The 12,688-nt window shown below is 33.9% G+C and carries 11 protein-coding genes; 5 read left to right on the top strand and 6 right to left on the bottom strand.

The features are described from left to right. Positions 1 to 115: 115 nt before the first annotated feature. Complete coding sequence (tamL, locus tag A9D35_RS08080; RefSeq protein ID WP_066221396.1) at positions 116 to 2,653, bottom strand: translocation and assembly module lipoprotein TamL; 2,538 nt, start codon at positions 2,651 to 2,653, stop codon at positions 116 to 118. Positions 2,654 to 2,758: 105 nt separating this feature from the next. Between tamL and A9D35_RS08075 the strand changes: the two genes are divergently transcribed. Beyond that, the gene (locus tag A9D35_RS08075; protein ID WP_066221393.1) at positions 2,759 to 3,490 is read left to right on the top strand and encodes an RNA methyltransferase; all 732 of its coding nucleotides are present in this window, start codon (positions 2,759 to 2,761) and stop codon (positions 3,488 to 3,490) included. Here the strand turns inward: A9D35_RS08075 and porT are convergent. Together porT and ubiE are read right to left on the bottom strand one after the other, a co-directional pair. Further along, entirely contained in the window at positions 3,477 to 4,205 is a 729-nt protein-coding gene (gene porT, locus A9D35_RS08070; protein ID WP_066221391.1) for a type IX secretion/gliding motility protein PorT/SprT, read from the bottom strand. The genes A9D35_RS08075 and porT overlap by 14 nt on opposite strands. 1 nt (position 4,206) lies before the next feature. Continuing rightward, complete coding sequence (gene ubiE, locus A9D35_RS08065) at positions 4,207 to 4,971, bottom strand: bifunctional demethylmenaquinone methyltransferase/2-methoxy-6-polyprenyl-1,4-benzoquinol methylase UbiE (RefSeq protein ID WP_066221389.1); 765 nt, start codon at positions 4,969 to 4,971, stop codon at positions 4,207 to 4,209. 100 nt (positions 4,972 to 5,071) lie between these two features. On the opposite strand from ubiE, the gene trkA reads away from it, so the two are divergent. The 3 genes from trkA (at position 5,072) to A9D35_RS08050 (ending at position 8,298) form a co-directional block, all read left to right on the top strand. Next, on the top strand, positions 5,072 to 6,421 hold the full coding sequence (gene trkA / locus A9D35_RS08060) for a Trk system potassium transporter TrkA (RefSeq protein ID WP_066221386.1): 1,350 nt from the start codon (positions 5,072 to 5,074) through the stop codon (positions 6,419 to 6,421). Between the two features lie 3 nt (positions 6,422 to 6,424). Further along, entirely contained in the window at positions 6,425 to 7,918 is a 1,494-nt protein-coding gene (locus A9D35_RS08055; RefSeq protein WP_066221383.1) for a TrkH family potassium uptake protein, read from the top strand. A 107-nt stretch (positions 7,919 to 8,025) separates the two neighbouring features. Continuing rightward, a complete protein-coding gene (locus A9D35_RS08050) occupies positions 8,026 to 8,298 on the top strand; it encodes a hypothetical protein (RefSeq protein ID WP_066221380.1) in 273 nt (90 codons plus the stop codon). A gap of 55 nt (positions 8,299 to 8,353) precedes the next feature. Here the strand turns inward: A9D35_RS08050 and A9D35_RS08045 are convergent, their stop codons facing one another. Continuing rightward, a complete protein-coding gene (locus A9D35_RS08045) occupies positions 8,354 to 9,544 on the bottom strand; it encodes a pyridoxal phosphate-dependent aminotransferase (RefSeq protein ID WP_174545273.1) in 1,191 nt (396 codons plus the stop codon). A gap of 20 nt (positions 9,545 to 9,564) precedes the next feature. After that, complete coding sequence (locus A9D35_RS08040; protein WP_066221378.1) at positions 9,565 to 10,665, bottom strand: fatty acid desaturase family protein; 1,101 nt, start codon at positions 10,663 to 10,665, stop codon at positions 9,565 to 9,567. 136 nt (positions 10,666 to 10,801) lie between these two features. Here A9D35_RS08040 and rsmG point away from each other — a divergent pair, with 136 nt between their 5' ends. After that, a complete protein-coding gene (gene rsmG, locus A9D35_RS08035; protein ID WP_066221373.1) occupies positions 10,802 to 11,431 on the top strand; it encodes a 16S rRNA (guanine(527)-N(7))-methyltransferase RsmG in 630 nt (209 codons plus the stop codon). Between the two features lie 31 nt (positions 11,432 to 11,462). Here the strand turns inward: rsmG and A9D35_RS08030 are convergent, their stop codons facing one another. Beyond that, positions 11,463 to 12,575: a lactonase family protein gene (locus A9D35_RS08030; RefSeq protein WP_066225942.1), complete on the bottom strand. Its 1,113-nt coding sequence runs from the start codon at positions 12,573 to 12,575 to the stop codon at positions 11,463 to 11,465. Between the last annotated feature and the right edge of the window lie 113 nt (positions 12,576 to 12,688).

Genomic DNA, 12,688 nt, shown 5'->3' with positions numbered 1-12,688 from the left:
TTGTTATGTTAGGTTTCTTCAAAAGTAATACATTTTATGTGTTTTTTTGTTGTAAATGGCTTATAATACCCTATAGAATCACGAAAACGTTATAAATGTTCGTAATTTATTTTGCTTAAAATGGATAGTTAATACCCACATTATAAACGGCATGGCCAAAATTATAATTTTTAAGCCATCGTTCGCCTTCAGAATAAGACGGATCGTAAGTTTTAAAACCTATGTCGAATCTAAAGACTAAGAAGCTAAAGTCGTAACGGAGTCCGAAACCAGAACCAATGGCTGTATCTTTCAATGAACTTAAATTATTGAAAGTGGCACTTTCATCTTCTATATTATCAAAAACATTCCAGATATTTCCAATATCTACAAAAAAAGCTCCGTATAAATCGCCAAACATATTAAATCTGTGCTCGATATTTAATGCTAGTTTAAGGTTGGCTTCGTTAAAATCGTCGTTACTTTGCGAGCTACCAGGACCTAAATCGTAGGCTGTCCACGCTCTATTGTCGTTCGCTCCACCCGCGAAGAAACTCTTTGCAAACGGGATGTTTGGAGAGTTGCCGTAAGGCACAGCAATTCCGAAAAAGCTTCTAATAGCCAATATGTTTTTATGACCTAAATCCCAGTGTTTTGTAAAATCGAATTCTGTTTTAATGAATTGAGAATAGGCTACATTAAACAACTCGTAACGCCCGTCGTCGTTTTTAGGACTATTTGCAAGTTTAGAACCTAGTGCTAATAAATTTCCAGCAGATTCTATTTTAAATCTAAAAATAAAGAAATCTTCGTCGCTTGTGTTTCTTCTGCTGTCTTTAATAAAGGTGTAGGCAGTAGAAACAATTAGGTTGTTTTCTGTTAAACGAATCATACGCTCGTCTATATTATTAACGGTTTGTATATCGTCGTCTGTGGTGCCTGGAGGAGGGTTGTCGCTTAAAACTTCGTTAATAAACTCGTCTGTACCATCGGGAATACTCAAATCTTCGGTTCTTGGAATATATCCAATGTCATGAGCCATATCGTTTAACGTATTGTACGATGTACTATAAACATAGAAATAGTTGTCTGGATTTAAGTTACGAACATATTGTGCGTTAAATAAATCTAACGCTTGAGTCTTTCCCTTTTTTGGTCTCCAATTATAATTTAAAGATCCTGTAAAGGAACGTTTGTCTAATCCTACGTTTTTCTGACTAGCAACTGTTAAGCCAATTCGCGTGGTTGGCGACATGTACTTAGGGATTAGACTATCGGTTTTTATAGGAAAAAATAATCTTGGAATCGTTAATTTTAAATCGGCACCTATTTCATTGATATCGAAAAATACATCTTTGTTTTTACTAGAATTACTACTAGCTTCTTTTGAAGAACCAATAGAGGCAAACCCGGATAATTGTAAGGTTTCGGCACCTTTAAAAATGTTTCTGGCCAATAAACTCGGACTAACAGTAAATCCAATAACCTGAATATCGCTCATGGATACTTCGGTACTAAACCCTAGATTAAACTTCTTTAATGGTTTTAGGTAAATGTTGGCTGTTAGTGTAGTATCTGGGTTTTCAATATATTTTATATCTGGGTATTTAAAGGTTTTAAGTTCGCTTAAATGCTGATAGGTACGGGTTCTTGCTATATCACTAAAAACATTGCCCGGATTTATAAATACAGCATCGGTAAGGGCTTTTGGGCGAAACGCCATTTTTTCGTAACTATATAAGTTGTAGCCATTAAAACTTACCGAATCTTGAATCGTAGAATTTCTAGTATCGTGAGAAGAATCGGTAAAAATATTAACGTCTTTTATTTTATAAACCTTAAACGGGACACGTCTTGCAGAATCTTGGTTTTTTAAAGCGTAATCTTTAATTTGAATTTCTACGCCTATTTTTTTATTAGTATTTATAGTATCTGCTTGAAAAATAACATAGTCTTGACTAAATTGATATATTCCATGATTTCGAAGACTTCTAGTAATTCTGTCTCGTTCGGCTTCAAAATCTTCAGTTTTGTATTGTTTTCCTTTAACTAAGAAGGATCTGTTTTTAAACTGATTATAAATAGAATCTACAATAGGCGACATTATTTTGGTAGAAACACTATCAATAACATAGGGTGAGCCCAAATTTACATGGTATTCTACTTCTGTCTTTTTGGCTGTTTTTTGTATAGTATCAAATTTTGCCGAGACATCAAACCAGCCATTATTAGTGTAGTAATCTTCTAAACGCTTAACCGATTTAATAGCTCTTGGTTCACTAACTAGAGTAGGAGCTTCCCCAGTAGATTTTAGCCAGCTGTTAAAACCTTGTTTAGATTCTATATATTGTCCTAGTTGCTTTTTAGATAAAAAACGTTCTAAGCGTTTGCGGTGTTTTGCCGACCTATTTAAATGGGCATCTAAAATCGAGTCTATATTTGGTCGTGCTAAATTGTAAATGTATAGTCGCACGGGAAGACCAAACATAGATTTATTAGGCTCTTGATATAATAAGTTGTCAATTTGCTCGGACTTGTTTTTAACACTATCTATATAAATCGTGTTTTTTACCAACAAATGCTCGTTCTCTCCAACTCTTTTAACAGAATTACAAGCCGTAATTAAACCCGTTATTAAAATAAATAACACTATTTTTGAGAACCTTTGTTTCAAGTATATTTTAGGAATTAAAAACGTTTAAAAGTCTTGGGTTATGGTTGCAATCGTATTAAAGCAAACGTAAAAGGTCGCTTTTAAAATCAAAAATACATTATTTGAATGTTATCAAAAAATCAAATAAAATTAATTAATAAATTAAAGCTTAAAAAGCATAGAGTAGAGTCGAATTTGTTTGTAGCAGAAGGGATAAAAACAATTAAAGAATTGTTGCAATCCGACCTAAAACTACAACATTTATATACTACAGAAAGTTTTAATATTGAAAGTACTTTAGAAACGCTAATTTCTGAAGCCGATTTAAAACGAATTAGCTTTTTAACAACTCCCAATCAGGCACTGGCTGTTTTCGAAATCCCTAAGGCAAAAGCTATAGATCTTTCACAACTATGTGTGGCATTAGACGATGTTCGGGATCCTGGTAATCTAGGAACCATTATCCGATTGTGCGATTGGTTTGGTATCCGGGATTTAATTTGCAATAAAGGAACTGTAGATTGTTTTAATCCAAAAGTAGTACAAGCTACGATGGGGTCTATAACACGTGTAAATATAAGTTATCTAGATTTAGAATATTTCTTAAAAGAAGCTGAAGTTCCTATTTTTGGTGCTTTTATGGACGGTGAAAATGTATACACACACACCTTACCTAATTCTGGTATTTTGGTAATGGGAAATGAGGCTAACGGAATCTCAACCCCAATAGAAGCTTTAATAACTGAAAAAATAGCAATCCCGAGATTTGGAGATTTAAAAGCTACCGAAAGTTTAAATGTTGCTACAGCAACTTCAATATTGTTAAGCGAATTTAAACGACGAACTATTGAAACGTAAAGTTTACAAAAATACCACGTGTTTTCATGCTCTCAATATTGTCGGTCCATGGACTAGGACCTTCTGCAGGATCGTCGCGAACTAATTCGTCATTGATAGCAAATACGCCGCGAATGGATGGGGTGAACTTAAAGTAACGTAAATAAAAATCGATTCCGGCACCAATTTCATAGTAATAGGTGTTTTTTACCATTCTAAAATGTCCAGAGTGATTACCACCTGGTGTGTTTTCGTTACTGTTTAAGTTTAACGACATGGAAGCTCCGGCTACTACAAAGGGTTTAAAGTTATTTAGTCGTTTCGCCGAGAATTTAACTAAAAGCGGAAAGTGAATATATGTAGATTTAACTTCTCTAATCAAATCCGCATCGGTCGGAGTAAAATCATCGGGGAAATAACTTTCAGAATAATGTAATTTCCTATTTGTAATATACAATCCGGGCTCGAAACGCAAATCGAAATAATCATTAATTCTTAGGTTCCCTAGAAGCCCAACATTAAACCCTAAACTTGTTTCAACTTGAATTTCTTCGTTAGGAGCATCGGCTTTATAATCGAAATTAAAATCATAACTGTTAAACCCCAAAAAGTAGCCATAACTAAATCTGTCTTTATCAAAATTTTCGTTATTTAAAATGCGTTCTCGGCTAAATAATTGGGCAAAACTCGATTGCGAAATCAGAATAAAAAATACAATTACAACTAGTTTTTTCATATTACTCTTTAGATGATGTATAAATGGTAGCGACTCCAAATGTTTGTGGAAAATCTTTAACATTAATAAACCCAATTTTTCTTAAAATATTGTTCAAAGCTTCTCCATGAGGAAAAACAGCAGCCGAATCGCTTAAATATTTATAAGCACTTTTGTCTTTAGAAAATAGTTTTCCTATAATGGGTAACATATAAGTAGAATACATTTTGTAGCCTTGTTTATAAGGTGTTTTTATTGGAACCGAGGTTTCTAAAATAACAAAAATTCCGTTAGGTTTTAACACGCGTAGAATTTCGGATAAACCTTTTTCTAAAGTTTCAAAATTCCGTACCCCAAAGGCCACTGTTATAGCATCAAAAGTGTTATCAGCAAAGGGCATGTTTTCAGAATCTCCTAAAATCATTTCAATAGTACCTTCCAGATTTTTAGCTTTTACTTTTTGTTTTCCAACCTCTAGCATACCAGGACTAATATCTAATCCTACTATTTTTTCGGCCTGAGTTTCAGCTAAATTAATGGCCAGATCGCCAGTTCCTGTAGCAATATCTAAAATAGAGTTGGGGTTGGTGTTTTTAACAAGTTCAACCACTTTTTTACGCCATTTTATATCAATACCAAAAGAGATTACCCGATTTAAATCGTCGTAAGTGCCAGAAATAGTATCAAACATTTTTGTGACTTGCTCTTTTTTACCTAAGTCGCTGTCTTTGTAGGGATTTACTTTTGTCAAACCTAAAATTTTCAGCAAATATAAGTTATTCGCCATGTATTAAGAAACTTGGAAACAAATAATTATATTAAATGTAAAAGTGGACATAAATTATAAATTCCCTTATATTTGTTGTACTTTTTACGAAATTCCATACATGAAAATTATCATTGCAGGTGCTGGTGAGGTTGGGTTTCATTTGGCAAAACTTTTGTCTTACGAAGCTCAAGAAATAACTTTAATAGATGTTAATAAGGACAGTTTAACTTATGCCGATAGGCATTTGGATATAAAAGTTATTAAGGGCGATTCTACTTCAATTTCTATTTTAAAGGATGCAAGAGTGTCTCAAAGCGATCTTGTTATAGCGGTAACGTCTTCTGAAACTACAAATATTACGGTTTGTGTTTTAGCTAAGCAATTAGGAGCAAAAAAGACGATTGCAAGAATATCTAATACCGAATTTATTAATCATAAGGAAGAAGTTGGATTTACTAAATTTGGAATAGACGAACTTATTTCTCCTGAAGCTTTAGCTGCTGCCGAAATTAAATTGTTGCTCGATCAGTCTGCCTTTACAGATAGTTATGAGTTTGATGATGGGGCCTTAACCATGGTAGGGTTAAACCTTGCTAAATCTGTAAGTTTTGTAGGAAAAACTGTTAAGGAAGCAGCCCAAATTTTACCTGAAATTCATTTTGTCCCAATTGCTATTCAGCGTTTTGGTACACAATATACTATAATCCCAAGGGGAGATACGGTTTTTCGAGCGGGAGATAATGTGGTTTTTATCACCTCGGAAGGTGGTGCCGAAGAGCTTTGTAAACTTACAGGAAAAGCGAACACCGAAGTTAAAAACGTCATGATTTTAGGTGGAAGTAAAATCGGTTTTAAAGCGGCTCGCGATTTAAGTAATTCTTCTACGCGTGTAAAATTAATAGAAAAAAATAAAGACCGTGCTTTTGATGTAGCCGATGAATTACCTAAAGTTTTGGTGATTAATGGAGATGGGAGAAATGTAGATTTATTAGAAGAGGAGAACCTTAGCGATATGGATGCCTTTATTGCGGTTACAGGGAATTCTGAAACCAATATTATGTCCTGTTTAGTTGCAAAATCTAAAAATGTTAGAAAGACCATTGCTCTGGTAGAAAACATGGATTATTTTGAACTATCGCAATCTATCGGAATTGATACGTTGATTAATAAAAAGCTTTTGGCTGCAAATAATATTTTTAGATATATTAGAAAAGGAGATGTTATTGCAATGACAAAACTGAATAATATGCATGCCGAATTATTAGAGTTTAAGGTAAAATCTAAATCGTTAATCTGTAATAAACTAATTAAGGAATTAGATTTTCCTCGTTCAGCAATTATAGGAGGTATTATTAGAAACGATAACGGAATTATAGCCTTAGGAGATTTTAGAATTACGGAAGGTGATCGGGTGGTAGTTTGTTGTTTACCACAAGCGATTAAGCAGGTAGAAAAAATATTTCTATAACTTATGAAACTTAATTTTAAAATTATTTTTCATCTTTTAGGATTACTGTTGTTGTTCAACGGTGGGTTTATGCTTCTGTCGGCTTTAGTTAGTCTTTTATACGATGATGGAGTTACCATAAAACTGTTTTATTCCGGAATGATTCCTGTGATGCTAGGTGCGGTTGTTATGATTGCAACTAAAGATCATAAAAAGGAAATGAATAAGCGTGAAGGTTATATTATAGTAACTTTTGGCTGGTTAGTCATGACCTTATCGGGAACCTTACCTTATCTTTTAACCCATAGTATTCCTAGTTTTACAGACGCCTTTTTTGAAACCATGTCTGGATACACCACAACCGGAGCATCTATTTTACATGATATCGAAATTATACCGCATGGAGTCTTGTTTTGGCGTAGTTTAACGCATTGGATTGGTGGTATGGGAATTATTGTTTTGGCTATAGCCATACTTCCATTACTTGGTATAGGAGGTATGCAGCTATTTGCGGCTGAAGCTCCTGGACCAAGTGCCGATAAATTGCATCCACGGATTACAGACACAGCAAAACGGTTGTGGCTAATTTACTTTGGGTACACGGTTGCGGAAACCTTGCTGCTTTGGTTAGCAGGAATGACATTTTTCGATGCTATAAATCATGCTTTATCAACGCTTTCTACAGGAGGATTTTCTACTAAAAATGCCAGTGTAGCGTATTGGAATCATCAACCTATTATACAATATATTATTATCCTCTTTATGTTTTTTGCAGGGGCTAATTTTGTACTTAGTTACTTTGCATTTAAAGGGAAGTTTATTAAGATTTATAAAGATGAAGAGTTTAAATTGTATTGCTGGTTTATAGTTATTTTTACGGCCATAGTATCTTTAATTATTTATTTTAAAGCCGATTTAAACATGTCTACTATTGTGCATCCAATGGTGTGGGGGCAAGGTGAAAGTGCGTTTAGACATGGTTTATTTCAAGTACTTTCTATTATTACAACAACAGGATTTGTGTCTGCAGATTATACGTTATGGACACATTTTTTAGTGGTCTTTTTCTTCGGACTCATGTTTCTAGGTGGCTCGGCAGGAAGTACGGCTGGAGGTATAAAAGTGGTACGTCATTTAATTACGATTAAAAACGGATTTATGGAGTTTAAACGTTCTCTTCATCCAAACGCGGTATTACCCGTTCGTTATAACACCAAATCGGTTTCTGGAGATATTGTTTTTAATATCTTGGCGTTTTTTATCTTGTATATGCTATCGTTTATTGTAGGTGCTTTAGGGTTTTCTATGCTCGGTATTAATTTCGAATCGGCAGTTGGATTGTCGGCGTCAAGTTTAGGGAATGTTGGGCCTGCATTAGGTAATTTTGGTCCGGTTACAAACTACGCTGCCTTACCAGGGATTGGAAAATGGTGGTGTAGCTTTTTAATGCTAATTGGTCGTTTAGAACTCTTTACTGTTCTAGTTTTACTAACCCCATTTTTCTGGAGAAACAGGTAATAGTATACTCCTTAATTAGAGAGGTCAAACTGTATTTCTTATTTTCATTATTATTTTTATTAGCTAAATTCCATTATATTAATGGTTGTTAATTAAAATATAGACAAATGAGTTTTGGTGGTGCTACACAAGCTATGATAACGTCGCTAAAAAACAATAAGAAATTATTGAAAAAGCGTAAATCGTTAAAAGACTCCATGGGTGGATTCGGAACAGATAAGAAACCTCTAGAGTTTAAAACCCCCAATGCTAATGCCTCCGAATTAAATAAGCTAAAGCGGAAACTTCATAAAGAGAATAATCATGTTTTTAATAAACGCATAGTTGTCTTGTCTGTCTTTTTAATTTTCTTAATTAGTATACTTTATTATTTTGCATAAAAAAGCCACGATCGTTTAAGATGTGGCTTTTCATGTTTTATAATAAGTTTAAAGCTTATTCTGTTACAGCAGCTTTAATACGTTTCATAGCTTCTTTAATCTGTTCTTGCGAAGCAGCATAAGAAATACGAATACAGTCAGAGTTTCCAAACGCTTCGCCAGTCACAGTAGCCACGTGAGCTTCTTCTAATAAGTATAACGAGAAGTCTGTAGCGTTATTAATTGTTTTTCCTCTTAAAGTTTTTCCAAAGAAATCTGCTACATTTGGGAAAACATAAAACGCACCTTCAGGAACATTTGTTTTGAATCCTTCGATATCGTTTAATAAATCTAGAATTAAATCACGACGCACTTTAAATTCATCGACCATATAGGTAATGCGCTCAGGAGATTCGTTTAAAGCTGTAATGGTTGCTTGTTGTGCAATACAGTTCGTTCCAGATGTTATTTGTCCTTGCATTTTTGTACAAGCTTTAGCGATCCATTCTGGGGCTCCAATATAACCAATTCTCCATCCTGTCATGGCAAATGCTTTTGCAACACCGTTAACAGTAATGGTACGGTCGTACATACTTGGAATGGCAGCAAAGCTAAAGTGTTTTTCGCCGTAGTTTATGTGTTCGTAAATTTCATCAGAAAGAACGAAAATGTTAGGGTGTTTTTCTAAAACTTCAGCAAGGGCACGGTATTCACTTTCGCTATAAATAGTTCCACTTGGGTTATTTGGCGAATTAAAAAATACCATTTTAGTTTTAGGCGTAATAGCAGCCTCTAACTGTTCTGGAGTTATTTTGAAATCATTATCAATGGTTGAAGGGATTTCTTTATAAGTAGCTTCACATAAAGTCGCAATAGCCGAGTAGCTTACCCAGTATGGTGCAGGTAAAAGTACTTCGTCTCCTGGGTTAAGTAAAACCTGTGCAATATTAGCAATAGATTGTTTAGCTCCAGTAGAAACCACAATTTGTGAAGGTGTATACGTTAAATTGTTGTCGCGTTTAAATTTTGTGATAATCGCTTCTTTTAACTCTACATATCCGTCTACAGGAGAGTATGAGTTAAAATTGTCGTTAATCGCTTTAATAGCAGCATCTTTAATGAATTCTGGTGTATTAAAATCTGGTTCTCCCAAACTTAATCCAATAATATCGATGCCTTGTGTTTTTAGTTCACGAGCTTTAGCCGCCATAGCTAATGTAGCCGATGCAGGCAGGCTGGTAATTCTGTCAGAAAGTGGATGATTCATGTAATAATTAATTCTGTTAGTTAAGATTGTAAAGCTGGTTTCATACCCATTTCACGCAAATAGTTAAAGTGAGCTGCAATAGCTTTACGAGTAGTTTTATATTCGTTGTATGGTAAATTAAATTCTTTAGCCGTTTCTTTTACAATTTTAGAAATCTTGGTGTAATGTACATGACTAATATGTGGAAAAATATGATGTTCTACTTGGTGGTTTAATCCGCCAGTATACCAATTTATAATTCTGCTTTTAGCACCAAAATTAACAGTAGTTTTTAACTGGTGAATAGCCCAAGTGTTTTTCATAGTACCATCCTCGGAAGGCAGTGGCATTTCGGCATCTTCCATAACATGTGCTAACTGAAAAACAACACTTAAAATTAATCCGGCAGTATAGTGCATAATGAAAAAACCAAGTAAGATTTTCCACCAAGCTAAGTCTAAAACGACCATCGGAATTATAATCCAGATGCTAACATATATTATTTTTGAAATAACTAGCTTACTCCAATTTAATACTGGACTTGGGAATTTTCCATACGATAGTTTACGCTTCATATAGCGTCTCATTTGTTTAATATCGGTAGTAATGGCCCAATTAATAGTTAATAAACCGTAAAGTAAAACGGAGTAGTAATGTTGAAATTTATGATGCCATTTCCATTCAGAATGTCTTGAGAATCTTAAAATCCGTCCAGCTTCTAAATCTTCATCATGGCCGTGAATATTGGTGTAAGTGTGGTGTAATACATTATGTTGTACTTGCCAGTTATATACATTACCTGCAAGAATATAAATACTACTACCCATTAATCGGTTTACCCATTCTTTATCCGAAAAGGCTCCGTGATTTCCGTCGTGCATAACATTCATTCCAACTCCTGCCATTCCAATTCCCATAACTATTGTTAGTAAAAGTTGGGCCCATTGCGGAATATCTAAGGTTAGAATTAAAAAGTAAGGCGCTAAAAATATGGTAAACATGATTATTGTTTTTAGCCATAATTTCCAGTTTCCTGTACGTTTAATGTTGTTCTCTTTAAAATATTCGTTAACACGTTTGTTTAGTGTTCTGAAAAATTTTGCAGAATCTGTACGTGAAAACGATAACATTTGTTTAGTCATAAATAAATTATTTAATAGCAACAAAATTAGAAGGTTGCTATTTTGGGCAAAGATAATTAATAAAGCGGCGTAACTTCTTATTTAAATCATAAAAAAATGGCTTTAAAAAGTATATTTTTGCCAAAAATAAAATGAAATGGACCTAATCTTAAAGTACTTCCCAGATTTAACAGAAGAGCAAATTTCTAAGTTTCAAAAACTAGAAAGCTTGTATCAGGATTGGAATTTAAAAATTAATGTGGTGTCTAGAAAAGATATCGATGAACTGTATTTACGTCATGTACTGCATTCTTTGGGGATTGCCAAATTAATTTCATTTAAAGAAGGAACTAAATTAATGGATGTAGGTACTGGTGGCGGATTTCCAGGAATCCCATTGGCTATAATGTTTCCAGAGTGTTCTTTTCATTTGGTAGATAGTATTGCCAAAAAGTTGAAAGTGGTTGCAGATGTTGTTGAAGGTTTAGAATTAACCAATGTAAAAGTCACCCATAGCCGTGTTGAAGATATAGACGATACTTACGATTTTATTGTTAGTAGAGCTGTGGCAGCCATGCCTACATTTGTGCATTGGACAAAAGGTAAAATTGCTAAAACACAGCAAAACGCATTAAAAAACGGAATTATATATCTAAAAGGAGGCGATTTGGCCGAAGAACTTCAAGACTATAAAACGGCAACGCTTTATAATTTAAGTGATTATTTTGATGAAGAATTTTTCGAAACCAAAAAAATAGTTCACCTTCCTATAAAATATAAAGGCTAGTTTTTTCTAGTAAGATGGATGCTTGTCAATATTATTCAAAAATGACACAAGACGGTGTTGGTGCTTTAATTTCGTGTGCAAAAGTTAATAATCCTGTTTTTTTATCTCTTTTAAACGATACTAAATTGTCGGAATTTTGATTGGCTACAACTATAAAGTCTTCATGAGGAGATAAAGAAAAGTTTCTTGGAGTTTCTCCTCGTGTCGATTCAAATCCTAAAGAGGTTAACTCGCCATTTTTTTCATTTACCGTAAAAATTGCAATGCTGTTATGTCCGCGATTTGACGCGTATAGAAATTTGCCATCGGAAGAGATATGAATATCTGCAGCAGCTGTACTTCCTTTAAAATCATTAGGAATAATAGAGGTACTTTCTTTAATAGCGTATTGCCCTTCTCCTGAACGTTCTATTCTTGTAACGGTATTATTTAATTCGTTTACAATGTAAATCCACTTGTTGTTTGGGTGAAAGGTTAGGTGTCTAGGGCCAGCTCCTTCAGCCATATTTAATATTAAAGGCTGATTAGGTTGAAGGGTATTATTTTCCTTGTTAATTTTATAAAACCACAAACCATTAGTACCTAGGTCTATAGTTATAATTTCATCGCTATTCGGAACAAAATATGATGAATGTGCATGAGGACCTTCTTGTCTGCTAGTTGTCCCTTTTCCAATATGTTGTTGGGTATCTAATAAATTACTTAAATGACCATCATTTTTTAAATGAAAAAGGCCAAGAGTTCCACTGCCATAATTTGCTGCAATTACATAATTATCCTTATTAATAGCCACATGACACGGATTTTTACCTCCAGAAGTAATAGCGTTTTTAAGAATAAGGGAGTCACCTTCTATAGCAAAAGCGGTTAAACTTCCTGGGTTTGGGTCTAGCTTATTACCAGCAACTAGGTAATCTTTGTTAGCAGATAAACTGATAAATGAAGGGCTCTCGGTAATAGCTTGTAATCCTATGTTCTGAAATGAACCATCTTTGTTTAAAGCATATTTGTAAATGCCTTTACTGTCTTTTGTGGTGTACGTTCCTACAAAAAAAGAGTAGTTATCAGCTTTTTTTGAAGATGATTTATGTGAACTACAACTTAAAATTAAGCATAAACTTAAAATAGATAAAAATGTTTTCATAGGATACATGGGGTTTTTATAAAGCTGAATACTATTTAATCTTAGACGTGTTAATTAACGATTTATTTGCTAGAAGTTGTTTTAATAAGGTGATTCACAAAATTAACTAAAAA

The organism is Formosa haliotis, from assembly GCF_001685485.1.
GTDB lineage: Bacteria > Bacteroidota > Bacteroidia > Flavobacteriales > Flavobacteriaceae > Formosa > Formosa haliotis.
The sequence above is the reverse complement of the archived record's forward strand: the minus strand, read 5'-3'. Positions and strand labels throughout refer to the sequence as shown.